29 protein-coding genes are annotated in these 24,176 nt (G+C 69.0%); 12 read left to right on the top strand and 17 right to left on the bottom strand.

Translation table 11 applies throughout. The features are described from left to right. Positions 1-13 precede the first annotated feature (13 nt). Complete coding sequence (locus AB0F17_RS17945; RefSeq protein WP_358023673.1) at positions 14-2,233, top strand: bifunctional SulP family inorganic anion transporter/carbonic anhydrase; 2,220 nt, start codon at positions 14-16, stop codon at positions 2,231-2,233. Between the two features lie 197 nt (positions 2,234-2,430). On the opposite strand, the gene AB0F17_RS17940 is transcribed toward AB0F17_RS17945, so the two are convergent. The 9 genes from AB0F17_RS17940 to AB0F17_RS17900 form a co-directional block, all read right to left on the bottom strand. Continuing rightward, a complete protein-coding gene (locus AB0F17_RS17940; protein WP_358023670.1) occupies positions 2,431-3,729 on the bottom strand; it encodes a M14 family zinc carboxypeptidase in 1,299 nt (432 codons plus the stop codon). A gap of 31 nt (positions 3,730-3,760) precedes the next feature. Continuing rightward, entirely contained in the window at positions 3,761-4,867 is a 1,107-nt protein-coding gene (locus AB0F17_RS17935) for a TOMM precursor leader peptide-binding protein (protein WP_358023667.1), read from the bottom strand. A gap of 281 nt (positions 4,868-5,148) precedes the next feature. Then, a complete protein-coding gene (locus AB0F17_RS17930) occupies positions 5,149-5,979 on the bottom strand; it encodes a TetR/AcrR family transcriptional regulator (RefSeq protein WP_358023879.1) in 831 nt (276 codons plus the stop codon). A gap of 29 nt (positions 5,980-6,008) precedes the next feature. After that, the gene (locus AB0F17_RS17925; protein WP_358023664.1) at positions 6,009-8,663 is read right to left on the bottom strand and encodes a fumarate reductase/succinate dehydrogenase flavoprotein subunit; all 2,655 of its coding nucleotides are present in this window, start codon (positions 8,661-8,663) and stop codon (positions 6,009-6,011) included. Then, positions 8,664-9,377, bottom strand: coding sequence for an ABC transporter ATP-binding protein (locus AB0F17_RS17920; RefSeq protein ID WP_358023661.1), 714 nt, complete (start codon positions 9,375-9,377; stop codon positions 8,664-8,666). After that, positions 9,374-10,243, bottom strand: coding sequence for an ABC transporter permease (locus tag AB0F17_RS17915; RefSeq protein ID WP_358023658.1), 870 nt, complete (start codon positions 10,241-10,243; stop codon positions 9,374-9,376). Before AB0F17_RS17915 ends, AB0F17_RS17920 begins: the two co-directional genes overlap by 4 nt. Next, the gene (locus tag AB0F17_RS17910; RefSeq protein ID WP_358023656.1) at positions 10,240-11,634 is read right to left on the bottom strand and encodes an ABC transporter substrate-binding protein; all 1,395 of its coding nucleotides are present in this window, start codon (positions 11,632-11,634) and stop codon (positions 10,240-10,242) included. Before AB0F17_RS17910 ends, AB0F17_RS17915 begins: the two co-directional genes overlap by 4 nt. An 11-nt stretch (positions 11,635-11,645) precedes the next feature. Beyond that, on the bottom strand, positions 11,646-11,873 hold the full coding sequence (locus AB0F17_RS17905; protein ID WP_214635861.1) for a 4Fe-4S dicluster domain-containing protein: 228 nt from the start codon (positions 11,871-11,873) through the stop codon (positions 11,646-11,648). Beyond that, a complete protein-coding gene (locus tag AB0F17_RS17900; protein WP_358023653.1) occupies positions 11,864-12,670 on the bottom strand; it encodes a GntR family transcriptional regulator in 807 nt (268 codons plus the stop codon). The genes AB0F17_RS17905 and AB0F17_RS17900 overlap by 10 nt, the downstream gene beginning before the upstream one ends. Before the next feature lie 194 nt (positions 12,671-12,864). Here AB0F17_RS17900 and AB0F17_RS17895 point away from each other — a divergent pair, with 194 nt between their 5' ends. Next, complete coding sequence (locus tag AB0F17_RS17895; RefSeq protein WP_358023651.1) at positions 12,865-13,173, top strand: hypothetical protein; 309 nt, start codon at positions 12,865-12,867, stop codon at positions 13,171-13,173. 51 nt (positions 13,174-13,224) lie between these two features. On the opposite strand, the gene AB0F17_RS17890 is transcribed toward AB0F17_RS17895, so the two are convergent. The 4 genes from AB0F17_RS17890 to AB0F17_RS17875 all read right to left on the bottom strand — a co-directional run bounded on the left by AB0F17_RS17890 (position 13,225) and on the right by AB0F17_RS17875 (position 15,356). Continuing rightward, positions 13,225-13,821 carry a hypothetical protein gene (locus AB0F17_RS17890; protein ID WP_358023649.1) on the bottom strand — a complete coding sequence of 199 codons (597 nt, stop codon included), beginning with the start codon at positions 13,819-13,821 and terminating at the stop codon, positions 13,225-13,227. A gap of 205 nt (positions 13,822-14,026) precedes the next feature. After that, entirely contained in the window at positions 14,027-14,545 is a 519-nt protein-coding gene (locus AB0F17_RS17885) for a DUF5946 family protein (protein ID WP_358023645.1), read from the bottom strand. Then, positions 14,530-15,024: an ATP-binding protein gene (locus AB0F17_RS17880; protein WP_358023642.1), complete on the bottom strand. Its 495-nt coding sequence runs from the start codon at positions 15,022-15,024 to the stop codon at positions 14,530-14,532. The genes AB0F17_RS17885 and AB0F17_RS17880 overlap by 16 nt, the downstream gene beginning before the upstream one ends. 44 nt (positions 15,025-15,068) lie before the next feature. Continuing rightward, complete coding sequence (locus AB0F17_RS17875) at positions 15,069-15,356, bottom strand: hypothetical protein (RefSeq protein WP_358023639.1); 288 nt, start codon at positions 15,354-15,356, stop codon at positions 15,069-15,071. A 179-nt stretch (positions 15,357-15,535) separates the two neighbouring features. Here AB0F17_RS17875 and AB0F17_RS17870 point away from each other — a divergent pair, with 179 nt between their 5' ends. From AB0F17_RS17870 to AB0F17_RS17850, 5 genes are all read left to right on the top strand, one after another. Further along, positions 15,536-15,688: a helix-turn-helix transcriptional regulator gene (locus AB0F17_RS17870; RefSeq protein ID WP_358023635.1), complete on the top strand. Its 153-nt coding sequence runs from the start codon at positions 15,536-15,538 to the stop codon at positions 15,686-15,688. After that, on the top strand, positions 15,652-15,978 hold the full coding sequence (locus tag AB0F17_RS17865) for a Scr1 family TA system antitoxin-like transcriptional regulator (protein ID WP_358023632.1): 327 nt from the start codon (positions 15,652-15,654) through the stop codon (positions 15,976-15,978). The genes AB0F17_RS17870 and AB0F17_RS17865 overlap by 37 nt, the downstream gene beginning before the upstream one ends. Next, positions 15,969-16,175 (top strand): DUF397 domain-containing protein, encoded by a 207-nt coding sequence (locus tag AB0F17_RS17860; protein ID WP_358023629.1) that lies wholly within the window; start codon positions 15,969-15,971, stop codon positions 16,173-16,175. Before AB0F17_RS17865 ends, AB0F17_RS17860 begins: the two co-directional genes overlap by 10 nt. A 203-nt stretch (positions 16,176-16,378) precedes the next feature. After that, positions 16,379-16,795, top strand: coding sequence for a class I SAM-dependent methyltransferase (locus tag AB0F17_RS17855; protein ID WP_358023625.1), 417 nt, complete (start codon positions 16,379-16,381; stop codon positions 16,793-16,795). A gap of 310 nt (positions 16,796-17,105) precedes the next feature. After that, positions 17,106-17,534: an MmcQ/YjbR family DNA-binding protein gene (locus tag AB0F17_RS17850; RefSeq protein ID WP_358023621.1), complete on the top strand. Its 429-nt coding sequence runs from the start codon at positions 17,106-17,108 to the stop codon at positions 17,532-17,534. A 92-nt stretch (positions 17,535-17,626) separates the two neighbouring features. Here AB0F17_RS17850 and AB0F17_RS17845 read toward each other — a convergent pair whose 3' ends face one another. Genes AB0F17_RS17845 through AB0F17_RS17835 form a run of 3 tightly spaced genes read right to left on the bottom strand, consistent with a single transcriptional unit; the run spans position 17,627 to position 19,093 of the window. After that, positions 17,627-18,193 (bottom strand): GNAT family N-acetyltransferase, encoded by a 567-nt coding sequence (locus tag AB0F17_RS17845; protein ID WP_358023618.1) that lies wholly within the window; start codon positions 18,191-18,193, stop codon positions 17,627-17,629. A gap of 40 nt (positions 18,194-18,233) precedes the next feature. After that, a complete protein-coding gene (locus tag AB0F17_RS17840) occupies positions 18,234-18,911 on the bottom strand; it encodes an alpha/beta hydrolase (RefSeq protein ID WP_358023615.1) in 678 nt (225 codons plus the stop codon). Positions 18,912-18,913: 2 nt separating this feature from the next. Beyond that, on the bottom strand, positions 18,914-19,093 hold the full coding sequence (locus AB0F17_RS17835) for a pentapeptide repeat-containing protein (protein WP_358023612.1): 180 nt from the start codon (positions 19,091-19,093) through the stop codon (positions 18,914-18,916). Positions 19,094-19,163: 70 nt separating this feature from the next. Here AB0F17_RS17835 and AB0F17_RS17830 point away from each other — a divergent pair, with 70 nt between their 5' ends. Then, positions 19,164-20,153, top strand: coding sequence for a WYL domain-containing protein (locus AB0F17_RS17830; protein ID WP_358023609.1), 990 nt, complete (start codon positions 19,164-19,166; stop codon positions 20,151-20,153). A gap of 579 nt (positions 20,154-20,732) precedes the next feature. Next, a complete protein-coding gene (locus AB0F17_RS17825; protein ID WP_358023606.1) occupies positions 20,733-21,272 on the top strand; it encodes a hypothetical protein in 540 nt (179 codons plus the stop codon). A 333-nt stretch (positions 21,273-21,605) separates the two neighbouring features. Here AB0F17_RS17825 and AB0F17_RS17820 read toward each other — a convergent pair whose 3' ends face one another. Then, on the bottom strand, positions 21,606-22,019 hold the full coding sequence (locus AB0F17_RS17820; protein ID WP_358023603.1) for a VOC family protein: 414 nt from the start codon (positions 22,017-22,019) through the stop codon (positions 21,606-21,608). Between the two features lie 136 nt (positions 22,020-22,155). Here AB0F17_RS17820 and AB0F17_RS17815 point away from each other — a divergent pair, with 136 nt between their 5' ends. The 3 genes from AB0F17_RS17815 to AB0F17_RS17805 all read left to right on the top strand — a co-directional run bounded on the left by AB0F17_RS17815 (position 22,156) and on the right by AB0F17_RS17805 (position 24,157). Continuing rightward, positions 22,156-23,028, top strand: coding sequence for a sigma-70 family RNA polymerase sigma factor (locus tag AB0F17_RS17815; RefSeq protein ID WP_358023600.1), 873 nt, complete (start codon positions 22,156-22,158; stop codon positions 23,026-23,028). After that, entirely contained in the window at positions 23,025-23,534 is a 510-nt protein-coding gene (locus AB0F17_RS17810) for a VOC family protein (RefSeq protein WP_358023597.1), read from the top strand. Before AB0F17_RS17815 ends, AB0F17_RS17810 begins: the two co-directional genes overlap by 4 nt. 242 nt (positions 23,535-23,776) lie before the next feature. Beyond that, a complete protein-coding gene (locus AB0F17_RS17805) occupies positions 23,777-24,157 on the top strand; it encodes a hypothetical protein (RefSeq protein ID WP_358023594.1) in 381 nt (126 codons plus the stop codon). Positions 24,158-24,176: the final 19 nt, after the last annotated feature.

The raw sequence follows: 24,176 nt of genomic DNA, 5'->3' as shown, positions 1-24,176 counted from the left end.
TAGGGTTTGCCGTATGATCGGCGACACTCTGCGTCGCGTGCTGAGCACGCTCAGGTACGACGTGCCTGCCTCACTCGTGGTCTTCCTCATCGCGGTGCCCCTCTCGCTGGGCATCTCGATGGCCTCGGGCGCCCCCCTCGCCGCCGGGCTGATCGCCGCCATGGTGGGCGGCATCGTGGCGGGCGCGCTCGGCGGCTCCGCCGTACAGGTGAGCGGGCCCGCGGCGGGCCTGTCCCTGGTGGTCGCGGATCTCGTGCAGACGTACGGCTGGCGGGCCACCTGCATGATCACATTGATGGCGGGGCTGGTGCAGCTGGTGCTCGGGGTGTTCCGGGCGGCCAGGGCGGCACTGGCGGTCTCACCGGCCGTCATCCACGGCATGCTGGCGGGCGTCGGCGTGGCCATCGCGCTCTCCCAGTTGCACATCGTGCTGGGCGGCCAGCCGCAGCGCTCGGCCCTGGCCAACATCGTGGAGTTGCCCGCGCAGCTCGCCGAGATGCAGGGCCACACGGTGGTGGTGGGCCTGCTCACGATCGCGATGCTGGCGCTGTGGACGCGCCTGCCCAAGCGGGTCAAGGTGGTGCCGGCGCCGCTGGCCGCGCTGCTGGTGGCCGGGGTGACCGCGTGGGCGTTCAACTGGGATGTCACCCGCATCGACCTGTCCGACAGCGTCACCGAATGGACCGTTCCCGTCCTGCCGTCCGGCGACTGGCACCGGATCGTGGCGTCCGTGCTGCTCGTCGCGCTGCTGGCCGGGGTCGAGTCGCTGCTCTGTTCGGTCGCGGTCGACGGCATGCACAACGGCCCCCGCGCCGACCTCGACCAGGAGCTGAGCGGGCAGGGCGTGGCCAACATGGTCTCGGGAGCGCTCGGCGGGCTGCCGGTGGCGGGCGTGATCGTCCGCAGCACCGCGAACGTGCAGGCGGGCGGGCGCACCCGGCTCTCGGCGTTCCTGCACGGCGTGTGGGTGCTGGTGTTCGCTCTCGGCTTCGGCTGGATGATCAAGCTGATCCCGATGGAGGCGCTGGCGGCGCTGCTCGTCTTCATCGGCGTGCAGATGGTCAACCTGGGCCACGTCAGGAAGGTGCACGGCCACGGCGAGGTGCCGGTCTACCTGGTGACGATGGGGGGCGTGCTGGTCCTCGGGCTCGCCGAGGGCGTGCTGGCCGGTCTCGCGCTGGCCGCGCTGCTCGCGCTGCGCCGGCTGACCTGGGTCACCGTCAAGACACGGCCGGAGCAGGACGGGCGCTTCCACGCGACGATCTCCGGCTCGCTCACCTTCCTGGGTGTGCCCCGGCTCACCCACGAGCTGCGCGCCATCCCGCCCGGCACGGCCGTGGACCTCGACCTGAACATCGACTTCATGGACAACGCCGCCTTCGAGGCGATCCACTCCTGGCGGCTCAACCACGAGCGGCTGGGCGGCAGCGTCGACATCGACGAGATCCACGACGAGTGGTACGCGATGGCGGCCAGCGGCACCCGCCGGCCCCGGTCCAAGACGCCGCCGAGGGCGCCGGACCGGTGGTGGCTGCCGTGGTCGCACCGCCACAGCCGCCCCGCCCGGCACGGCGTGCCCACTCCGGGCGGGCCTCGTCCGGCCAGCGTGGAGTGCCAGCTGACGGCGGGTGCGCGGGAGTACCACCGGCGTACGGCTCCGCTGATGCGGCCCATCTTCACCGAGCTGGCCCGCAAGCAGCAGCCCACGCACCTGTTCATCACCTGCGCCGACTCACGGGTCATCCCCAGCCTGATCACCGCGAGCGGCCCCGGCGACCTGTTCACCGTGCGCAACATCGGCAACCTGGTGCCGCGCAGGGGCGCCGAGCCGCAGGACGACTCCGTCGCGGCCGCCATCGAGTACGCGACGCAGGTGCTGGGCGTGCACACGATCACGGTGTGCGGGCACTCGGGCTGCGGGGCGATGTCCGGGCTGCTCAGCGGCGGGGTGAAGGCGGGCGGCCTGCCGGGGCTGCGGCGCTGGCTGCGGCACGGCTACCACAGCCTGGCCACGTTCATCGAGACGGCCGACGAGCCGCTCGACGCCGGGGCGCTGGACCGGCTGTGCAAGGTCAACGTGCAGCAGCAGCTGGAGAACCTGCGGACCTATCGCAAGGTCGACGAACAGGTGCGAGCCGGGCAACTGGAGCTGGTGGGCCTGTACTTCGACATCAGCTCCGCGAGGGTGCACATGCTGCCACCCCTGCCGGCCTCACTCTCCGTGAAGATGTGACCTGGCGATCCGCGTGGGCCGTTCTGAGTAATCATGCGCAGACCCAGGCGTGGCGCCAGGTTAGCGTCAGCGGTGTCGCGCACGGTCGTCCTTGGTCCCCCACCCTGGCCTGGCGCGACGGCCGGTCCTCACTCCCAGGGGCCCGGAGGGGCGGAGGGTATCGGCACCCTTCGCCCCTCACCCTCGGGTAGGAGAGCTCAGCGCAGGCGGCGGGCGGTGGCCAGAGCCGCTTCCGTCTGGATCGTGACGATCCGGCCGATCGGATCGGCGAACGGGACCAGCTCGCCCTCCGCCGCCGCGCACAGGCGCCGCAGGCGCTCCTCCAGCGCGGCCCGGACGGCCGTCAGTGCGGCCTGGTGGTTGCCCGCCGCCGCCTCGGCCTCCAGCAGCCGCAGGAACATGGAGCAGGCCCGCAGCGGCAGCCGGCGCACGGTGTCGTGGATGCCGCTCGCCTCGGCCCGCGTGACGGTCCTGGCGGCGTCCTCCCGGTCCACGGCCCCCTCCAGCGAGGCGATCAGCAGGTGGGAGACGGCGAGCGTGTCGTCGACCGCCGCGTGGAACGGGGTGTGCGCGACGCACTGGGGCCGGATGTCCGTACGCGCCCGGGCCAGCGGTTCGATCTCCTCGCGCAGCCGTACCGCGGCCGCCTTGATCAGGTGCCCGAAGGAGAGCCCGGCGTCCGAGGGGTCGTCGCACCCAGGAGTGGTCCACAGGGGCACCTCGGCGATGAGGGTGAACGTGCCGTAGCGGTCGGCGTAGTGCCAGCTCGACGCCCCGTACGTACGAGGTGTGCGCGCGTCGCCGCCGGTCTCGACGAAGTCGATGTGCTCGGCCGGCGGCAGCAGCGTGACGCCGGGCCCCGCGACCTGGTAGCCGACGGTGTCGATGGGCCCCAGGTCCAGCGGGACGCCCTGGCCCGCGGCGATCGAGGCCAGCTCGGCGGGCAGGCCGGGCACGTCGCGGCTGATCTGGAAGTAAGCGCCGCCGAAGTCGGCGTTGTGCAGCGAGAGCATGAACGCGGGCCGTAACTCGTCGATGACCCGCATCAGGGCCAGGGTCTCCGGCAGCGGCCGGTCGAACCGCTTGCGCCCGGAGGGGATGGGGAAGGTCCATTCGGGCTGGTCGCTCATGGACGGGCGGTAGAAGTGCCGGTGATAGTGGCTGATCGTGTACGGCCCGCCGTACCAGCCCTCGTTCAGCCGGGCGCCGTCGGGATCCACGCACGCGATGAAGTGCCAGGTGAACCCGTGCCGCTCGGCCGCGTTCTCGCACAGCGCCGAGGCGAGGCGGAGCACGGTCAGGAAGCCGGCGGGCTCGTTGGCGTGCGGGCCGCCGAACACCAGGGCGTTCTGGCGGCCGTCTCCGATCGAGACCAGTTCCAGCGGCTCGCCCCGGCGGGAGGCGCCGATGCGGCGTCTCGTGCAGGTCGCGGGGAACCGGTCGCACAGCTCCCGCAACAACGCGGCCATGTCGTCAATGGTCGGGATCTCGCGCATGGGGGAAGCCTCTCAAGCGCGCGCCGCCGCGTCACGTGCCTGGTGCGGGACGTTTCGCGCTCTCGGCCGGATCACCGCAGACCTGGCAGGCGTCGAGCCGGGTGACGAACCGCTCCGCCGTCATCATCGTCAGGAGGTCGAAGTGGACCACCCGGCCGGCCAGGGCCGCCGGGACCACTCCGGTGAGGAAGCGGACCGCCTCGGCGGCGAGGAAGCCGGCCACGATCGAGCAGAGCGGGCCGAACGCCGGGATGATCCGCCCCTGGTTCTGTACGGCGGGCAGCTCCCGCCCTCCGTTGCGGACCCGCAGCTCCTCGTCCAGGCAGGCCAGGCAGGCCGAGCTCCCCGGCACGACCAGCGGCCCCGCGATGCCCAGGTGCTGGGTGAACCCGCCCGGCAGGAACGGCACCCCGGCGGCCAGGCAACCGGCGTTCGTCCAGCGGCGGATCTGCGGCTGCGGGCTGTCGGCGGTGGCGATGACCAGGTCCGCGCCGGCGACCACGTCCGCGACGTCCCCGGCGCCGGTCAGCGTGCGGTGGTGCGTCTCCACCTTGAGCGCCGGGCTGTGCTCCACGAGCCTGCGGGCGGCCGTGTCCACCTTCGGGTCACCGACGTCCTCCGCCTTGTACAGGTATTGGCGGTGAAGGTTGGACTCGTCGACGTCGTCCTGGTCGACGAGCCGCAGCCGCCCCACCCCGGCCGTCGCCAGTTGCAGGGCGACGAAGCCGCCTATCCCGCCGACGCCGAGGACGGCCACGGTACGCTCGGCGAGGTCCCCGATCATCTCGGCGGCCCGTGACGCGGGCTGGAACATGGAGAAGAACAGCGCCTGCCGCGACGAAGGCCCGTGGCGCGTCAGCAGCTCGACCTCCTGCTCCTCGACCAGGATCCGGGCCGTGAGCAGGGCGGTGATGGCCTGGTCCACCTCGGCCGCCGTGACGCCGCCGATCCCAGCCGTGAGGCTGACCAGCTCGTCGCGGGGCAGCGCGGTGGAGGCGCACCGGCGTACCAGCTCGCGCAGGGCGGGGGCGGCGGACTGGAGCACCTTTCCCGTTCCCGGCAGGTCGCCCAGCCGGACGAGTTCCTGATGGTCGTCAATGAACAGCGGAAACGCCGGGTTGACCAGAACACGAGTCAATATCCGCTCCAAGCGGGGGACACGGCACGGGATTGGCGACAGGCGGGTCACCAATCCCGCGATGAGTTTCAGCTGTTGCTGTTACCGCAAGTGAGCTCTACTTCCTCTACCTGCGTGATCGTGATCTCCATGTAGGTTCCCCCTCCCGATGGTGTCGGGACATATGTGGCTATTGAGAAGAATGCCCCCGAGCGAGGAAGTTAGTTTCCCAGAACGCGAGTGTCCAGCGGTTTGGAAATTAAGGAGCCGGTTCGATGGCCGGCGCAGCTCCGAAACAGGGTTTACGGAGTATCCGGTTTCGTGCGATAAGCGCGGAGAAATGCTTTCACCCCATCGACCACCACCTTCTCGATCTCACCCTCTCCGAGCGGAGCCGCGCCGAACAGTGATCGCTCGCTCAGCACACTGGCGACCAGCACGCCGAGGTGCTCCGCGGCGACGATGGGGTCCGGTACGTCGAGCAGGCCCTGCTCGCCCAGCCGTGCCAGGCGCGCGGCCAGCGCCCGGTGAGCCGGTTCGACGGGACGCCGGCCGTCCAGCAGCTCGGGGAAGTGCACCGCCTCGGCGATCATCAATCTCCTGATCGCCGAACGTTCGGGGCAACGGACCACGGTGTGGGCGAACTCGCGGCCGAAGGCCAGCAGGGCGGCCTCCAGGTCATGCACCTGGCCCAGGGTGCGGTCGAGCAGGTCGGCGAACTCCGCGCTCTGAGTGGCGCCGGCCTCCTGGATCACCGACAGGAAGAGCTGCTCTTTGTCCAGGTAATAGTCATAGATGGTGCGTTTGGACACACCAGCCTTGGTCGCGATGGTGTCAACACTGGTCCGGGCGAATCCTTCTTGGAGGAAGGCCTCAAGCGCCGCCCCTACGATGGCGGCACGCTTGACGGGCGAGCCTTGTCGCACCGGTCTCCGCACCGTCGTCCCCCCTACCGTGGAGCACTCCCTTCGCTGACACACCCCTGCCGACGGCCCGCGTTGATGGCGGGCGATCGTGACGACACGACGCAATGCGACTCTCCTATCGTGGAGTGCGGCTCTGGCTTTTCTCGCGCTCACTATGTGAGGCGTTCCATGCCGTTCCACGCCGGGAGACGAGCCGACCGCCGACATCACGACGACCGGCCCTTCACCTGTTGGTGCTAGTCGGCCAGGGCCTTTCTGGCGTAGGAGCGGACGTCGGCGTCGGAGTCCGCCAGCGCGGCCCGCAAGGCGTCCGCCACCTCCGGGGCGGCGGCCCACGGCGTGAGCGCGAGCACGGCGGCCTTGCGCACGTCGAGGTTGGGGTCCGCGAGCGCTCCGACGAGCGGCCGCCGCGCCGTGGCCGGGTCCGCCGCGGCGAGGCAGCGCGCCGCCCCCACCCGCACCTGCCAGTCCTGATCGCCCAGCCCCCGGACGGCCGCGGCAGCCAGCGGCGTCCCCACCTCGCCCGACGACTCCAGAGCGGCGGCCCTGACCAGCGGGTCGGCGTCGCCCGCGAGAGCCGCCAGCGCGGCCGACGGCTTGCCGATGAGGCCCAGCCCCTTGGCCGCCCAGACGCGTACCTCCCTGGAGGTGTCCGTCGCCGCGGTGGCCACCGGGCCGGCCTCGTCGAGGGAGACCAGGCCGCGGATCGCCGCGATCCGTACCCGGTGGTCCGGGTCGGCCAGCGCCGCCTGGAACGTCCCGGTGTCGCCGAGCCGCATCGCGCGCAGCACCTCCAGCCCGGTGGCCCGGACCATGGCGTCCCCGCCGGACAGGCACCCGGTCACGGCCGCGCCGAGTTCGGGCGTGGCCGGCAGCACCTCGACCAGCTCCCTGAGGCCGGTGGCCGCCGCCCGGCGCACGGTGCCGTGCTCGTCGGCGAGGGCGCCGGCCAGGGCCAGGCCCGTCCCCTCCGGCACCGTCTCGGTGAGCGTGGCGATGGCGGCCCGGCGTACCTTCGGGTCGGCGTCGGCGAGGTAGGGGGCGAGCCGTGCCACCGACGGCTGCTCCTCGGCGAGGCGGTGCAGTTCGAGGATGCGCGGCGAGCGGCCGACCGCGGCGCGGGCCTCCCGGCGCACCTCGTGGCGGCGCACCGCGGTCGCGGTCCGGGCGCCCAGCACCACCGGCGCGGCGGCGACCGGCGCGAACTCCTCGACCGGCACCAGGTACGGCTCCACGGGGCGCTTGACGAACTCCATGGCCCCGTCGCGCCGGCGGAGATTGAGGTGGAACAGCCACCCCTCGTCGTCGCGTCCGGGCTGGTCGGCGCGCTCGTGGTAGAGGCCCCATCGGCTCTCGGTACGGGTGAGCGAGGCACGGGCCGCCATCTCGGCGCAGTCGCGGATGAAGTCGACCTCGGCGCAGCGCATGAGCTCGTGCGGGGTACGCGCGCCCATCGCGGCGATCTCGTCGCGCATCCGCTCGAAGGACTCCAGCGCGATCTCGAGCTTGGCGCCGGTCTTGGGCGGGGCGACGTAGTCGTTGACGAAGCGGCGCAGCTTGTACTCCACCTGCTGCTGCGGCGGCCCGTCCGGGTTGCGCAGGGGCCGGTAGACCAGCTCGTGCGCGGCGGCGATCTGGTCCTCCGGCAGCGCCCCGGCGCGTCGGTGGTGCTCGGCCGCGTGGGCGCCGGCCAGGTCGCCGAAGACGAAGGCGCCGATCATGTAGTTGTGCGGGACGCAGGCCAGGTCGCCGGCCGCGTACAGGCCGGGCACCGTGGTCGCGCCGTGCTCGTCCACCCACACGCCCGACGCCGAGTGCCCGCCGCACAGGCCGATCTCCGAGATGTGCATCTCCACGTCGTGGCTGCGGTAGTCGTGGCCGCGCCCGGCGTGGAACGTGCCACGGGTGGGGCGTTCGGTGGTGTGCAGGATGTTCTCGATCTCCGTGACCGTCTCGTCGGGCAGGTGGGAGAGCTTGAGGTAGATCGGCCCCCGGGCGGAGGCGATCTCGGCGGACACCTCGGACATCATCTGGCCCGACCAGTAGTCGGAGTCGACGAACCGCTCCCCCTTGTTGTTGACCTGGTAGCCGCCGAACGGGTTGGCCACGTAGGCGCAGGCCGGCCCGTTGTAGTCCTTGATCAACGGGTTGATCTGGAAGCACTCGATGCCGCTGAGCTCGGCCCCGGCGTGGTAGGCCATGGCGTAGCCGTCGCCGGCGTTGGTCGGGTTCTCGTACGTTCCGTACAGGTAGCCGCTGGCGGGCAGGCCGAGCCGGCCGCAGGCGCCGGTCGCGAGGATCACGGCACCGGCGCTCACCGTGACGAAACGCCCGGAACGCGTGTCGAACCCGGCCACGCCGACCGCCCGGCCCTCCGAGGTGAGCACCCTGACCGGCATGACGCGGTTCTCGATGCGGAGCCGCTCCCGGATGTCGCGTCGCCGCAGCACCCGGTAGAGGACCTTCTTGACGTCCTTGCCCTCCGGCATGGGGAGCACGTAGCTGCCCGAGCGGTGGACCCTGCGGACCGCGTACTCGCCGTGCTCGTCCTTCTCGAACTTCACCCCGTAGCTTTCCAGGCGGCGGACCATGTCGTGGCCCCTGGTCGCGGTCTGGTAGATCGTCTTCTGGTTGACGACGCCGTCGTTGGCCCGGGTGATCTCGGCGACGTAGTCCTCGGGGGTGGCCTTGCCGGGGATGACGGCGTTGTTGACGCCGTCCATGCCCATGGCGAGCGCGCCGCTGTGCCGTACGTGGGCCTTCTCCAGCAGCAGCACCCGCGCGCCCTGTTCCGCGGCGGTGATCGCGGCCATCGTGCCCGCGGTGCCTCCGCCGACGACGAGCACCTCGCACTCCAGGCGCAGGGCGTCCTCGATCGAGGGGATGTCCATTCACAGCTCCTTGAGGATCTGGGCGCGCAGCCCGGCTCTGTCGGCGCCGGGGTCGCGGGGCCCCGGCACCTCGGTCACCGCGCGGAGGCCGCCGCGGCCGAGGACCACCACGCGGTCGGCGAGCAGGAGCGCCTCGTCCACGTCGTGGGTGACGAAGATGACCGTCGCCCTGGTGTCTTCGAGCACGTCGAGCAGGAGCGCCTGCATCTCGGCGCGGGTCTGGGCGTCGAGCGCGCCGAACGGCTCGTCCATCAGCACCGCGCGGGGGGCTCCCGCGAGCGCGCGGGCGAGCTGCACGCGCTGCCGCATGCCGCCCGACAGCTCGCGCGGCAGCCGGTCCTCGTGCCCGGCCAGGCCGACGCGGGCGATCCAGGCCCGCGCGGCGGTCCGCCGCTCGCGCCTGGGCAGCTTACGGATGCGCAGCGGCAGCTCCACGTTGCCCAGAACCGACCGCCACGGCAGCAGCGCGTCGTCCTGGAAGATCATCGCGCGGTCCGGCGAGGTGGCCGCGACCTCCTCGCCGTCCGCGACGATCCTTCCTCCGTACGGCCGCAGCAGCCCGGCCAGCGCGCGCAGCAGCGTGGACTTGCCCGAGCCCGACGCGCCGACGACGACCAGCACCTCGCCGGGGCGGACCGCCAGGTCGAGCTCGCTCAGGACCGGGTCTCGGGCGTACCCCAGCGACAGGGACTCCAAAGTGAGGCCGAGGGTCACGACCTGCTCCCTTCCGCCCGGGGCAGCCAGCGCGTCATCCGGCGCCCGACCAGCTCGACGGCGGCCGAGGTGAGCCAGCCGAGCAGGCCGATGGTGATCATGCCGACGAAGACGGCCGGATAGTCGACGATCGTGTACGACATCCAGGTCCGGTAGCCGACCCCGAACTCTCCGGAGATCATCTCCGCCGAGATGACGCAGATCCAGGCCACGCCCATGCCGACGGAGAGCCCGCCGAACACGCCGGGCAGGATGCCGGGCAGCACCACGTTCCAGAGCACGTGGCGCCGGCCGCCGCCGAGCGTCCTGACCGCGTCCTCCCAGAGCGTGGGCAGCGCCCGCACGGCGTGCCGCGTGCTCACCATGATCGGGAAGAAGGCGGCGGTGCACGTGATGAACACGATGCCCTGCTCGTCGGTGGGGAACAGCAGGATCGCCACCGGCACCAGCGCGATCGCCGGAATGGGGCGGACGGCTTCGAGCAGCGGCAGCAGCGCGTCCCCCGTCCCGCGGGATCTGGCGACCAGCAGGCCCACGGTGATCCCGGCGACCGCAGCCAGGCCGAATCCGGACAGGATCCTGATCAGGCTCTGCAGGAGGTCGAGGTAGTACACGGGGGTGGAGAGCTGCCCGGCGAACCGCACGGCGATCTCGTCGAGCGTGGGCAGCCGGTCGAACCTGAGCCAGAGACGCGCGTCGGTGACCGTGAGGAGCTGCCACAGGCCGGCCACGGCCAGGAGCGAGGCCGCCCTGACCGCCCACCGCCGCCCCTTCCCCGCACCGCCCCGAGCCCGGCTCCGCACGGGAGTCGTGGCCGCAGGCGTGGCCGTCCAAGGCGTCGTGCCGGCTTCTGTCTCCGTGGTCATCGGGCGTCACCTCCCGCTCCCTTCAACGCGGCCTCATAGGCGACGGGCTCGGTCTTCGGGTGCTCCTTGCGGTAGGCGTCGGCCCCTTCCTCGGTGGTGAAGGGCAGGAACCTGGCGTTCGCGGCGGCGGCCGGATCCCGGAGCCAGACGGACTTGCCCGCGAACCACCTGGTCCCGGTGACGGTGTCAGGCACGTAGGCCGCCCGCACCGGCTGTTTCGCGGCGGCCACCTGCCGGAGCAGGCAGGTCGGCGTGGCGGCGGCCAGGGTCTGGCTCTCCCCGTTCAGCCACAGCTCCGAGGCGGTCTTGGGATCGTCGACGGCCACGCCGCAGACGGTGTCGTTCCCCGTGATCGGGGCGGGGTTCACGGTCGAGGCCCGGTCGGCGTCGTAGGCCGGCCCGTACGCCTTGCGGAGGTAGGCGTCGTTGACGAAGGAGGCGACGTTCACCCCGGAGAAGTCGGCGCTGATCCGCTTGAGGTAGGTCACGTCGTGCTCGTGCGCCGCCTGAAGGGACTGCTTCAGCGTGACGTCGAAGGTGGCGATGCCGCCCCGGCCGTTGTACAGGTAGACGACCTCGGGCGGCAGGCCCGTGGCGCGGGCCACCGACTCCGCGGCCTGCAGCGGATGCTCGTGCAGGTAGCGGGTGGCGTCGATCTGCGCCTTGAGGAAGGCGTCCACGATCTCCGGGTGCTCCTTGGCGTACGCCTGGCGGACCACCACACCGTGGAAGGTCGGCACGTCCAGAGCCGAGCCGTCGTAGACCAGCCGGGCCTTGTTCTGGAAGGCCAGCAGCCCCGGCCAGGCCACGAACTGCGCGTACGCCTGCACGCCGCCCGACTCGAGCTGGGCCGCGCCGACCGCGGGCTGGTGGTTGACCGTCTCGACGTCGGTGATCCCCGCTTTCTCCAGCGCCTGGACCAGCGTGCCGTGCCCGGCCGAGCCGACGCTGGCCGAGATCTTGGCGCCCTTGAGGTCGGCCAGGGTCCGCGCCTTCGACGTGGGCGGGACGACGACCATGTTCAGCCCGCCGCGCGCGTTGTAGCCGGTGATGGAGATCAACTCGGTACGGGCCGCCGGGATCGACTGGGTGCGGGAGGCGTTGATCAGCAGTGGATAGTCGCCCATCGAGCCGATGTCGATCTTCCCGGCGACCATCTTGGCGGTGATGGGGGCGCCGGTGTCGTAGTCCTGCCACTCGACGGCGTACTTGTCGCCGAGCCGCTTCTCGAGGTAGCCGAGCGAGCGCAGCAGGGTGCCGGCTGTCACGGTGTTGATGGTCTTGGACTGGTAGCCGACGACGAGCTTCGTCTTCCCCTCGCCGCCCGTGGCGCCGGAGACCGAACAGGCGGTGGCGGCCAGCAGGAGCACCGCCATCAGGGCCTTGCGCACAGCGTTCTCCTTCATCGCAGTAGGTAGGGCATGTTGATGGTGACCGCGTCCACGGGGCACCTGGCCGCGCAGGGGCCGCAGTACCAGCACTCGTCGACGTGCATGTACGCCTTGCCGGTCTCGTCGCTGATCGCCAGGGAGTCGAGCGGGCACGCCTCGACGCACAGCGTGCAGCCGTCGATGCACAGGGATTCGTCGATCGTCACGGGGACCTCGACGCGCTGGGTGATCAGGGCCATGCCTGCTCCTTGTCTTCTTTTCGGCTGTCCTCTTGCCGGCGGTCCTCTTGTCGGCTGTCCTCGGTGCGGCGCAGATGGCCGCGCATCGTCAGCCGGTCGCCTCTGAAACGGATGAACTCCAGGTCCACCGGCCTGCTGTCGGCCAGATGGGTGAGCCGCTCGACCATCAGCAGCGCGGCTCCGCGCGGCGTGCCGAGCGCGGCGGCGGTGTGGGGGTCGGCGTTGACGGCTTCGAGGGTGAGCTCGGCCATGCCGAGCGGCTGCCCGGAGATCTGTTCGAGCAGCACGAAGATGTCGTTGTTCGCCAGGTCCGCGTCGAACAGCGGTTCGCCGACGTCGCGTACGAGATAGGTGAGGTCGAGCGAGAGGGGCAGGCCGTTCAGGCTGCGCAACCGTTCCAGGTAGACGACCTGCTCACCGGGCGCGAGCCCGAGCCGGTGGCTGACCGGAGCGGGCGGCTCTATGAGGGTCATCGTGCGGACCTGGTTGGTCACCTGACCGTGCTCGTGCAGGGTCTCGGCCAGACCGAGCAGGCGATGCAGCCCATGCGGGTACTTCTCGGCCACCACAGTGGTGCCCACGCCCGGGCTCCGCTCGACCAGGCCCTCCTCGCGCAGCAGGTCGAGCGCCTCCCGGACGGTGTTGCGCGAGGTGTCGAACTCGCGGGCGAGCACCGCCTCCAGCGGCAACTGCCCGTGAGGGAAGCCGCCGTGGATGATCTGCCTTCTCAACAGGTCGGCCACCTGCCGGGCACGATCCGCCCGGCACCGCCGATCGTCGACCGCCACCCGTTTCATACCGCCAAACCTACTAAATGAGTAGGGAAAATGGGATAACGCGGAGATTGCGCCACCCCATGCGAGCCGAATCACCGGCTTGAGCTGCGAAAACACTCGGAGGGCGGCAAGATCTGCCACCTGTTTCGCAGGTCCGGCCGCTGATCCGCCTGCCGGGCGGCAGGACAAGGTCAAGATCTTCGGATGGAGGTCCGGTGGGGAGACTGAGCAGGCGCGGGCTGCTGACCGTCCCTGGCGCGGGCGTGGTGGCCGGCGCGGCGGAACGGCTGATGCGGCGCGACTACTCCTTCGTGAACGGCAGCGTCATCCAGGGACGCATCGACGCGGGCCTGTTCTTCCTGGCCTACCAGCTCGACCCGCGCCGCCAGTACGTGCCCGTGCAGCGCAGGCCGGCCACCGGCGACCGGCTCTCGACCTACATCCGGCACGTGGGGTCAGGCCTGTGGGCGTGCCCACCCGGTGTGTCTCCCGGCGGGCACCGGGGCGACACACTGCTGGGCTAGAAAGCCGACCCGCTGCCGAGCCGGGCAGCCGGGTTGGGCTGGGCTGGAAGGCTAGAGCTCGTCCGGGCGGATCCAGCCGCCGGGCACCAGCCGGGCGAGCTGCTCGCGCAGCAGGTCGCGCAGCGGCCCCTCGGGCTGCTCGCCGTAGAGCTGGAGCAGCCTGCCCGGCCGCTCCAGGATCTCCTCGGGGTCGTCCTGGCGGTCGGTGTAGTCGGTGATCAGCTCCGGCAGGCGGGCGGCGGCGTGCTCGTCCAGTCCGAGCCGGACCGCCGAGCACAGCGCGTACTCCCAGGCCACCAGGTAGCGCCAGAGCTTGTCCTCGCCCTCGAAGTAGGCGCGCTCCAGCCGGGAGAAGGCGCCGAGCACCGCACCGTGGTCACCGTCGCGGTAGGCGAGCACGATGAGGTGGAACAGCGCCCACTGATGCCCGCGCCGCAGCAGCTCCGCCCGCTCGAAGGTGGCCCGCGCCTCGGCATGGGCGCCCAGCAGGTAGAGAGCGTAGCCGCGCACGTAGTGGGCGTCGGCCGAGCCGGGGGCCTCCTTCAGCAGCCGCTCGCTCTCCCGCAACAGCCGCCCGAACGTCTCGGGAACCTCCGGCCCGTCCTCCGCCGCCTCGATCAGCTCGGCGATCGGGGTGTCAGCGGGCACCGACCACCATCCTCCGGAGTGCGGCCAAACCCGCGATCACCCGCATGAGAGACCCCTGTTCAAATAATGATCAAACAGGGCAAACCATAAGGATCATCACAAATGCCGTCAATGATCTCGGACCAAGTTGTATGACACTCGAGCTCAGTCCAGCTCGGCATGACACGGCTCGGCTCGGCTCGCGAAGCCGGAGGGGCGGCCGCGCTCAGGCCCCCGGCCTCGACAGGGCTCGGATGTTCCACCCGCGGATCGTGGCGTGGTGTGGCGCCCAGGCCCGCCACACGTCGCGACCCCAGGACCAGACCAGTCGCTCATGCTCGGCGGCGTCACGGGCGGCGAGTACGTCGACGGCGGTCATCAGGCCGTGCAGCGGCGGCGGCCGCAGCCAGTGGAAGTAGTCCGGACGGTCAGCCATCATCTGCTTGTGCAGAGCCGGGCCCTCGCGCGGCTCCGCGTCGTCCTCGACGAACAGGCACAACGTCATCAAGCACAAGGCCAGGCTCTGGATCTCCCGCCGACTGCCGGCGGCGGGGTGCTGCGCGATGTAGGAGTCCACGACCAGTTGGTGGACGTGGCGATACTCGGCGACGCTGTACGAGCGCGCCAGCAACTCGCCGTAGCGCCCCCAGCACTCGGCCGACGCCCCGCGCTCATCGGGGAGCGGCCCACCGGTGGCCGGGGCCACCAGCCCGCACCCGGGACAACTGGTCATCGGGACACGCACCACCCACTCCTGATCATTTCCGTAGCCGCCACGCCACGCCTGCTTGCGACGTTATGGGGTGACGTAGCGTCAGGGTCAAACGCCAAAGCATCAATCGGCCAGCCGGAACCAGACCGACCCGCCGGTCTCGTCATGGCGGGATCCCCATTCCTCGGCGAGCGACTCCACCAGCCACAGCCCCAGCCTCCGTCGTCGTCGAGGGCCGGGGCGCGTACGACAGGCGCGGTGCTGGAGAATCCGGCGTCGGTCACCTCCACCTGTACGGTCGTGCCGGTTCGGGTGATCTGGACCGCCACCTGAGCGGAGTCGGAATGAGTGATGGCGTTGGTGACGACCTCGCTCAGCAAGAGAAGCACGTCGTCGAGGAACGGGGGCGGCCCACCGACGGACAGCAGGGAACTCGCCCAGCCTCGGGCCTCGGGAACGGATATCGCCGCCACCGGGAATTCTTTGCGCCAGGTGACATGTGGCGTGTTCATGAATGCTGTCCGGGGCCGGTCGCGGTAATGGCGGAGCGGCCCTTTCATGCGTTCACCTCCGCCGCGATGATGTCGGCGGCATTGGCGGCGTGGGCCACCACCCATTTGTCGCGCCGCCACAGCCGCGCCCACCATGGCCGCCAGGTGAACACCCAGTCGTGGTGACGGCGGATGGCGGTGATGTGGACCGTGGCGCCGTTCCCGGAAAGCATCTCCAGAACCGGCCGGCCGATCACGGGGACGACCAGCGAGATGCGGATGCCCATACCGTGCAGCTCCCAGCCCAGCCGGGCGAGGTGGTCGAATCTCTCGTACTGTTCGCACGCCGCCATTTCTCTCCCGCCATAGAAATTGATGGGCTGCGCTTAGCATGACTTCTTGTCGTCGAGCCGGCGGCCGGACCACCAAGCCAAGACAACACGCATAATGACAACCACTGGTCAGGCGTGGTTTAAATGGTGTCGTCGACCAAAGAGGGTTTCCGTTTTTCTCTGATTAGCGAGGAAATGTCATGCATGTTGTGCCGTCTCTCGATCCGGGGTCCCCGCGCGTGCGATTCGGCGCCGAGATGCGGCGGCTACGAGAGGCCGCGGAGCTGTCGCAGACCGCCGTGGCGTCCCGGCTCGGGTGCACACAGACACAGGTGAGCAGGGCGCTGAGGTGATGCGTGAGCAACTCGGCCATGTACTGGAGCTGGCCCAGCGACCTGCCGTCTTCATCCAGGTCGTCGATCCGGAATGCGTTGCGGGCCTGGCAGGGGCCTTTATGATCGCCAAGCTCCCGAACGACCAGCCCGATGTCGTCAGTTCGGACTCACCGACGCAGGCGCATATCACGACGGACCATGACATCGTCACTTCGATTTGGCAGCGCTATGAGGCGATACGACTATGGGCTTATCCTGAGCGCGTATCCCTCAAAATGATCGAGGAAGCGAGACGCGCATGGACCTGAGCGCCGCCGTATGGCGGAAGTCATCGCGCTCTTCGGACAACGGCGGCCAGTGCGTCGAAGTCGCCTTAAATCTTCCCGGGGTAGTCGCCGTTCGCGACAGCAAGGACCCGAACGGCCCCAAGCTGCTTTTCTCCCCGGCCGACTGGAAGACGTTCGTCAACAGCCTCAAAGCTGGCGACTTCGACACTCTGCTCTGATACAGCGCTGTTGATCGTTAGCCAGCGATCAACGCCTCCACGTCGTGGGCGAGGCAACCTGATCCGGGGAAGGCACCGCCTGGATACAGCCATCAGCTTGAGGGACCGGGATCATGGCGCTAGCGCTCCGAACAGGGGAATGCGTACTGAACGAGCATGCGACATGATCCCTTTGTGTAGCCGATGCCGATCTCGGAGGAGCCATGCCAAGCGCCTACGACAGCGAACGACTGGCGACAGGCTACGCCTTCGACCGTCCTCCGGTGCATCAGCAGATCCTCAAGTCGGTTCGCCTTAGACGTCCGGTCGGGCGAGCACTGGATGTCGGATGCGGTGCCGGCGTGTCCACTGCCGCGCTCGCGCCATTGGCCGAGTGCGTAATCGGCCTGGAGCCGGTCCCAGCGATGCTGGTGCATCGACGATCCGTCGCGCCATCCGCTCGATTCGTCATCGGCGCAGCGGAGGGACTGCCGTTCGCCGCAGCGTCGTTTGACCTGGTCGCCGCCGCCGGCTCACTGAACTACACCGATCTTTCGTCGGCCCTTGCCGAGGTAGCCCGCGTCCTGACTCCAGACGGGGTCTTCCTTCTGTACGACTTCTCCAAGGCCGATCCTCGCTGACAGGTGACGCACTGGCGGCGTGGTTCAAGTCGTTCGAGCAGCGGTTTCCCGCGCCGCCTGGATGGCGGCCGCTGGCCGTACAGGAGTTGCCCCTCGCCGGGGCGGGGTTGCGCCTGCTCGACTACACCGACGTTGAGATTCCGGTACCGATGACGCTCGGTGGCGGCATCGGTGGGGCGAACGCCACACACGGCAGTCCGGAGACCGAGCGACATGTGCGTTCGAGGCCGCTCCGGCCGGTGATGTTGGGGAACCGCGTGCAGTCCAGCCTGGCCGGACGTTTCCGCCGGGAGCCGCCTACGCTGGAGCCGTGTCTGACGATAACGGAAGCCGGCCCGCCCGCGTCGAGGACGTGCACGAGCTGGCTCTGGCCATGCCGCACGTCACCGTCGAGTACGGGACAGGCGACAATCCGGTCTACCAAGTGGGCGGGAAGTCGTTCGTCTTCTTCCGCAACCCACGGCCGGACGCGGTCGACCCTGCCACCGGTGAGCGCTATGCGGATGTGATCGTCTTCTGGGTCGAGTCCGAGGCGGACAAGCAGGCGCTGGTTCAGGACGAGGCGTCGCAGTTCTTCACCACCGCGCACTTCAATGGTCACCCGTCGGTGCTGCTGCGGGGCAGTCGGATCGGTGAGCTCACCCGGGACGAGCTGGCCGAGGTGGTCCAGGACGCGTGGTTGTCCCGCGCATCAGCGCGCAGAGCGGCAGACTGGCTCCGCGCGCATCCCCCGGCTTGATCGCACTTCGCCTCCTTGTCCTGCCCACGAACGGCATGAGCGGGCGGAATCTGGGATGCGGAAGAGCGTGGTAGCGGCCTGGTGACGGACGCTCACACCGGATCGACCACCCTGCTCACGATCCATGCGTGCTTGCCGACCTGCCGACCGCGGGTGAATCCGAACTGCTCGAAAAGTTCGACGGTCGCGCTGAACAGGAAACGGCCCGGCGCCTCGCGGCCGGTCGTCACCTCGGAGATGGCTTCGACGAGGCCGGCGCCGGCATGGGCGATCTGGTCGAGAGCGCCCTCCAGGGCCGCCCGTGCGATGCCCTGGCCGCGATGTTTCTTGTCGACGTAGAAGCAGGTGATCCGCCAGTCCGGACGCCGCAGCGCGTCCTTCTCGTACCCGCGCCTGTGCTTGATGCCAGGAAGTTCCTCGGGACTGCCGTACTGGCACCATCCCTGTGCGGCGCCGTCCTCGTCGAGGACGAGGGCGGCATGAGCGCGACCTGTCCGGACTCGGTCCTCTTTGACCGCGCGACGACTGATCCCCTTCTGACCGCCCTCCGGGTGGAAGCCAATGCACCAGCACCCACCGAAGATCCCGTTGTTGCGCTCGACAAGCTCCGCGAAGGCAGCCCACGTAGCGGCGTCCAGGGGTCGGATCGTGTACGACATCCTTGAATCCTTTCGCGCTGCCCCCGGTTCCGGCGCGATGTCAGGCCTCGGCGGCCAGGAGCCGGGCGAGTTCGATCGGCTTGCTGGCCATGGGCCAATGGCCTGAGTCGATGTCGACGAAGTCAAGGTGCTTGGCCTTGGCGAGCTCGGGCACGTCACCGGCGGCGATCCACTCCTGGGCCTGGGCAGGGGTGAATTCGGGGCACACGAGTACGACCGGGACGTCGAACCGTCGTTCGTCCGTCAGCCGCACCACGCCCTTGGCCACTCCCTCGGGGACCGGGATCGCAGCGGACGCGAAGATTCGCTTGGCCTCCTCATCGAGGTCAGCCGAGTCCGGCCCTTCGAACGGGCCCCAGCCGGGGAAGGGCATGACGCCATCCTTCACTTCGAAGAAGTCGGCGTAGGGCGCGCCGTCGGCGGCCGGGAAGCCGCCGATGAGGGCGATTTTCGCGACCTGCTCCGGTCGCGCGTCAGCGGCCAGCCAAGCCAGGGTGCAGGCGGCGGAATGCCCCACCACCATGGGCTTTTCGGCCGCCGAGTCCACGGCGGCGAGCACCGCTGCCACCTGGTCATCGAGCGTGGCGGACGCGGATCCGTCACCCTGGCCCGGGAGGGTGATCGGCACCGGGCGGTGGCCGAGTGGCTCGAGTGCGGACACGACGTCGTCCCATGCGGATCCGTCGAGCCACAAGCCGGCAATGAGCAGGATGTCCATGATCAGTTCCCTTTCTTCAGTGAGGTCAGATCGCGTTCGGCATAGAGCAGTATCCGCGCGCCGGTGAAGTCGACCGCTCGCATGCGGGCGTCATTGAGGTACACCTGGCTGAAGGCGACGTCCCGGAGTCTCACGCGCTCGAAGCGTGCTCCTGTGAGGTCCTGCTCGCCGAACTCGGTCATGGACCTCACGCTAGGACCTATTCCGGACGGTCTACTTCCGGTTCATCACGTGACCGCCTAACCTGCTCGTGTGCCGACCGATATCAGCCCTACCGCACGTGCTCTGCGTACCATCGAGATCCTCCAGACCCGCCCCGGCGTGACGGCCGACGAACTCGCGGCGAGTTTGGGTGTCACGGAGCGGGCCGCGCGCCGGTACGTCGGAATCCTCCGCGAGGCGGGCATTCCCGTCGAGTCAGCCCGCGGGCCCTACGGCGGGTACCGGCTCGGGCGCGGGACGAGGCTGCCTCCGGTGGTCTTCACGGAGGCCGAGGCACTCAATCTGGTCATGGCGGTGCTCGACGGCCCGTCGGCAGCCGCCGAAGTCGTTGGTTCCGCCCTGGGCAAGGTCATCCGGGCACTGCCCGAGAGCGTCGGTCGACAAGCGGCCGCGCTGCGCGAGCATGCGTCGGCCGCGCCCGACCGGCACTCGGCCCGGCCAGATCCCGCCACCACCAGCGCACTCGTCTCCGCCATCGCGAGCCGGCGTCGCGTGCTGATCACGTATCGAAGCGAGCCCGGCAACGAATGGGAGGCCGAGGTGGATCCTTGGGCGGTCGTCGCCCGCCACGGACGCTGGTACCTCCTGTGTCGCTCCCATCGCGCGGACGCGATCCGCACCTACCGGGTCGACCGGGTCCACACGGTCCAGCAGACCGCGCACAGGTTCGAGCCGCCCGACGGCCTCGACCCAGTGGCAGCATTGGAGGAGAACCTGGGCACGGGGTGGGAGTTCCCCACCCGCGTTGTGTTCGACGCCCCACTGGCTGAGGTGGCCCCGTGCATCCGGCCTCCCATGGGACGGCTTGAATCTTCAGGAGACGGGTGCGTCCTCGTCGGCAGCACGAGCAATCCGGCGATGTATGCGCAGGAGTGGTTGGCGCAAGTGCCGTTCGCCTTCCGCGTCGATGGCGGGCCGGAACTCCGTGCCGCGGTCGCGACGCTCGCGGCCCGTTTCGCCGCCGCCCTGGCGGGCGAGCGCTCGAATGCCGGCCCTACGACGACCCCCCTGCCCTTGTAAGGCCATATGGCTACAAGGACAGGGGGCACGCACTCTGCACCCGCCAGAAGAGATCGACCCGCAAGAGTGCGCAGATTCGTCGGCCGGACGCTATCCCATTACGGAGTGTAAGAAGCCGGCGATCGTGAGAGCGGTGGCGACGCCAACCGTAGACGAGCCGGCAGATGATCCCGCCATCATCCCCGCGAACAGAGACGCGAATAGAATGACCACCCACCTCTGAGGGAGTGGTTGCTTGCCCTTCTCATGCTCCATCACTTCCGGCTCGTGATGCCTTCCGAGTAGTCTCTTCACAGCGGATTCCCTTCGTATGAGTGAATCGAGGACCCGCGAGAGCGGCCTTTCTGCCACAGACAGAAGGGCCGCTCGCCTTGCGAGCGACCCTTTATGCCGCACCTGCGCGTACGTCGAGAATTACACAAGATCATTCAGCGCCGACATGCGATTACTACCGCAAGCGCGCTTCTATCCACCAGAGAGGGAGAGAGCGCATCTCCAGGTGGGGAATATCTCTCCCCACAACCCCGCACCCCGCGTGCACATTGAAGAAGTTCTTGCGATCTCTGCACTCTTTGCTGGATGCTGCACCGCGTGGAAGAAATCGCACACGAACTCGCCAAGATCCTCATCCCGAACATCACCATCGGTACAGACGAAGACTCAAAGGAGCATGAGGCCCGTCTGAAGGCATTACGCGAGCAGCGACGCACGATCACGGCGGACCTGATGATGGCGGCACGCGCCTCCACCTCAGAAGACCCCGTCCTCGCGAAGCTCGACGAGCTCGCCGCGCAAAAAAGGGATATACAGCAACAGATGCGGCTGATAGTCGCATACGCCAGGGAGTTCGTTCGGCCAGAGCCTTACAGGCTGAGGGCATTAGCCGAGGCTGCCGATATGTCTATTTCTGGCGCCCGCACGGCGTACACGTCCGCGGATGTGGCCACCATATCGACGCGAATCGGCCGCAAAGACACAAAAGGCACCACATACCCTGCTCGATCGAAGCGGTCTCCCTCTTCCGTTCGCCGATCACCGGAATTCAACGGCGAGCAATGGTGGGCGCCTTCTGACTCGACTCCACCGCCCAATGACGACGGGATCGTCCCCGCATCGTAGTTCCGAACCCTTGATCCCTTCGATATGTGACAGCGGTATCGGCGTCCCTGCCGCATCACGGCGATCTCTTGCTCGTCGTACGCCGTGCGCGGCCGGTCGCCGTGGCCGGACGCGGGCGACCAGAGCACGCCCGGGACCTTCGCGCGGCGTACCACCCACCAAGGGCTGGAGCAGCGCAAATGCCTCGTCCAACAACAAGGAGCAGGTTCGGCGTCGACGCCGAACCTGCTCCTCGGCGCCGGTCACGCCGGTCATGCTGAGGGATCATCCGTCCTCAGGAGCCCGACCGGCGTGCCCGGCAGTGGCCGCGTCACCCGCACTCGTCAGAGGCTTTCACTCCGCGTAGGGCTGGTCCGTTCCCTGGGCGCTGTAGCCGAGACTCCAGATGTAGCCGTCCAGGTCCGCGAAGGAGCCGCCGTACCCGCCCCATGGCAGGGCGCCGGCGGGCTTGAGGATCGTGGCGCCGGCCTTCTCGGCCTCCGCGATGATCTCGTCGACCCGTGCCTCGCTGCGGACGACGTACGTGAGGACCAGTCCGCTGAAGCCGCTGCCTTCCGGGCTCGTACCCACCAGATCGGCCAGGCCATCGCGGCCGTAGAAGCCGACGAGCGAGCCGCCGTCCGGTTCGAAGAACACCGAGATGCCGTAGTCCTGCTGGACCTTCCAGCCGAGGCCCTCCGTGTAGAACCGCTTGGACTGCGCCAGGTCCCGGACGCCGAGGAGGATCGAGCTCACGTGTGCTTTCATGCCATATCTCCGTCTGATTGAGGTCTTTGTGCTGCCTGAACCGGCAGGCGTGGCATCCGGGCCGGGCCCGGATGTCACATCGGCGTGGGTGCGCCGGTCAATGGATATGACAGGCCGAGACGAAGGAACGTGACCGATGATCGAGCAGGACTGGCTGAACGAGCGGTTCACCGAGCACCAGAGCCGCTTACAAGGGGTGGCCTACCGGATGCTCGGCTCACCCAGCGAGGCCGAGGATGCGGTGCAGGAGGCGTGGCTGCGGGTCAGCCGAGCCGACACCGGCCAGGTGGAGAATCCGGCCGGGTGGCTGACCACGGTCGTCGCCCGGGTCTGCCTGAACATGCTCGAAGCACGCCGAACCCGGCGTGAGGAGTCGGCCGGGGCGCTGCCGCCCGAGCCGGCCGAGTCGCACGCGAGTACCCGCCCAACCGGCCAGGCCGACCCCGAGGACGAGGCGCTGCTGGCCGATTCGGTCGGTGTCGCGCTGATGGTGGTGCTGGACACGCTGACTCCCGCCGAACGGCTCGCGTTCGTCCTGCACGACGTCTTCGCGGTGTCGTTCGGCGAGATCGGCACCATCATCGACCGCTCCCCCGTGGCGGCCCGGCAACTCGCCAGCCGGGCCCGGCGTCGGGTGCAAGGAGCGGCCGGGGCATCCGACGCCGCGCGATCCCCGAAGCGGGAAATCGTCGCCGCCTTCCTTGCCGCCTCCCGGAACGGGGATTTCGCCGCCCTGCTCGACCTGCTCGATCCGGACGCCGTGGCGGTCGAGGTTCGCGGCGGCCACGCGGTGGCGGCTTTCTTCGCCGGACGGGCTCAGGCCGCCCGGCTCGCTCTGGTCGATGGCGTTCCGGCGGCCGTCTGGTCGCACCGCGGCCGGCCGAAGGCCGTCTTCACGTTCACCGTCAGCGACGGGAAGATCACCTGTATCGCCATCGACACCGACCCGGACCGGCTCCGCGACCTCGACATCGTCTTTCTTCGCGCCAACGACACGGAACGGCGATGAGCCGGCCTCCCTGGCCGGTCCGCACCGTGACCGGCCTGAATCTCAAGCTCTCGTCCTGCGCTCTCGCCGTCCGCGACGTTGACGAGGCGCTCGGCTTCTACCGTGACGTGCTCGGCTTCGAGGTACGCGATGACGTCGCATTCGAGGGGATGCGGCGGGCGCGCGTCGGCCCGCCGTCGCAGCTGGACGTGCAGATCCTCCTCGAATCGCCCGGCGCGGACCCGGATGTCTCGCCGGCCGACCGGCGGGCGATCGAGGACCTGATGGCCAAGGGCCTGCTGGCCCGTCTTGTCTTCGTGACCGGCAACTGCGACGCCACCTTCGAGCACATCGAGGCAGCGGGCGCCGAAGTGATGCAAGAACCGATCAACCAGCCCAACGGCGTCCGCGACTGTGCCTTCCTCGATCCCTCCGGCAACCTGCTGCGATTCACCCAGCCAGGGCAGGTGGTCCTGGCGCCCGCGTCGCGGCAGGCACACGCCACGAGGTGCCGCCAGGCGCCCTGAACGCGGCCATCAGAGTGAGCGGCGGCGCCGCGCCTGGTGCCTACCGAGAGTCAAGCCATCACCAACGGCGGTAATACTGAAATTAATAATGAACACATCGATACTGAAGGAGGTAATTCAACGGGTTCCACGATATGACTCGACGGCACCACCCAAGAATCTTGACATATTTATTGACTATTTCCACTCGCAGCATGTCACGATGGAAGAGCAAGCGAGACCCACGCAATGGAGGTGGTCTCATGCTCAAGGAAGTATTCGTTACCGGGGCGCTGGTGGTCGCTACCGCCTTTACCCCTTCGGCGTCCGCGCAGGGCCCGCCCGTCGCATCCAACCACCTCACCAGCTGTTCTTCCGCTCATACCAAGCCATGCAAGTGGCTGGAAGGAACGAACAAGAAGTGCTTGTGGTGCAAGTCGAAGCATGGCGGATACACACGTAGTTACTGCGAGCCGAAGAGCGCCCCAGGAAAGGCTCCCGAAGCTCCGAAGAAAGAGGGAATCCTCTGCAAGGGAGATCTCGACGAGAACAACATGGCCTGCACGAGGTGTGTCAGTCTCAAGACCGACAAGATAACCTTCTCCAACTGCAAGGGAGAGAAGGCAGGAGACCCCGCTCCCTAGGTCCAGCCCTGGGCATAGG

It is taken from the genome of Nonomuraea sp. NPDC026600 (assembly GCF_040638335.1).
In the GTDB taxonomy this organism is placed as follows: Bacteria; Actinomycetota; Actinomycetes; order Streptosporangiales; family Streptosporangiaceae; genus Nonomuraea.
Note: the sequence above shows the minus strand (reverse complement) of the source record. Positions and strands in the feature narration are given on the sequence as shown.

What these genes read in the sequence shown, in the direction of transcription:
- AB0F17_RS17945 (WP_358023673.1), top strand. Translation starts at nt 14, where the DNA reads ATGATCGGCGACACTCTGCGTCGCGTGCTGAGCACGCTCAGGTACGAC.
- AB0F17_RS17940 (WP_358023670.1), bottom strand. Translation starts at nt 3,729, where the DNA reads ATGCGCGAGATCCCGACCATTGACGACATGGCCGCGTTGTTGCGGGAG.
- AB0F17_RS17930 (WP_358023879.1), bottom strand. Translation starts at nt 5,979, where the DNA reads ATGTCGGCGGTCGGCTCGTCTCCCGGCGTGGAACGGCATGGAACGCCT.
- AB0F17_RS17925 (WP_358023664.1), bottom strand. Translation starts at nt 8,663, where the DNA reads ATGGACATCCCCTCGATCGAGGACGCCCTGCGCCTGGAGTGCGAGGTG.
- AB0F17_RS17915 (WP_358023658.1), bottom strand. Translation starts at nt 10,243, where the DNA reads ATGACCACGGAGACAGAAGCCGGCACGACGCCTTGGACGGCCACGCCT.
- AB0F17_RS17905 (WP_214635861.1), bottom strand. Translation starts at nt 11,873, where the DNA reads ATGGCCCTGATCACCCAGCGCGTCGAGGTCCCCGTGACGATCGACGAA.
- AB0F17_RS17900 (WP_358023653.1), bottom strand. Translation starts at nt 12,670, where the DNA reads ATGAAACGGGTGGCGGTCGACGATCGGCGGTGCCGGGCGGATCGTGCC.
- AB0F17_RS17880 (WP_358023642.1), bottom strand. Translation starts at nt 15,024, where the DNA reads ATGAACACGCCACATGTCACCTGGCGCAAAGAATTCCCGGTGGCGGCG.
- AB0F17_RS17875 (WP_358023639.1), bottom strand. Translation starts at nt 15,356, where the DNA reads ATGGCGGCGTGCGAACAGTACGAGAGATTCGACCACCTCGCCCGGCTG.
- AB0F17_RS17870 (WP_358023635.1), top strand. Translation starts at nt 15,536, where the DNA reads ATGCATGTTGTGCCGTCTCTCGATCCGGGGTCCCCGCGCGTGCGATTC.
- AB0F17_RS17860 (WP_358023629.1), top strand. Translation starts at nt 15,969, where the DNA reads ATGGACCTGAGCGCCGCCGTATGGCGGAAGTCATCGCGCTCTTCGGAC.
- AB0F17_RS17855 (WP_358023625.1), top strand. Translation starts at nt 16,379, where the DNA reads ATGCCAAGCGCCTACGACAGCGAACGACTGGCGACAGGCTACGCCTTC.
- AB0F17_RS17845 (WP_358023618.1), bottom strand. Translation starts at nt 18,193, where the DNA reads ATGTCGTACACGATCCGACCCCTGGACGCCGCTACGTGGGCTGCCTTC.
- AB0F17_RS17840 (WP_358023615.1), bottom strand. Translation starts at nt 18,911, where the DNA reads ATGGACATCCTGCTCATTGCCGGCTTGTGGCTCGACGGATCCGCATGG.
- AB0F17_RS17835 (WP_358023612.1), bottom strand. Translation starts at nt 19,093, where the DNA reads ATGACCGAGTTCGGCGAGCAGGACCTCACAGGAGCACGCTTCGAGCGC.
- AB0F17_RS17825 (WP_358023606.1), top strand. Translation starts at nt 20,733, where the DNA reads ATGCTGCACCGCGTGGAAGAAATCGCACACGAACTCGCCAAGATCCTC.
- AB0F17_RS17820 (WP_358023603.1), bottom strand. Translation starts at nt 22,019, where the DNA reads ATGAAAGCACACGTGAGCTCGATCCTCCTCGGCGTCCGGGACCTGGCG.
- AB0F17_RS17815 (WP_358023600.1), top strand. Translation starts at nt 22,156, where the DNA reads ATGATCGAGCAGGACTGGCTGAACGAGCGGTTCACCGAGCACCAGAGC.
- AB0F17_RS17810 (WP_358023597.1), top strand. Translation starts at nt 23,025, where the DNA reads ATGAGCCGGCCTCCCTGGCCGGTCCGCACCGTGACCGGCCTGAATCTC.
- AB0F17_RS17805 (WP_358023594.1), top strand. Translation starts at nt 23,777, where the DNA reads ATGCTCAAGGAAGTATTCGTTACCGGGGCGCTGGTGGTCGCTACCGCC.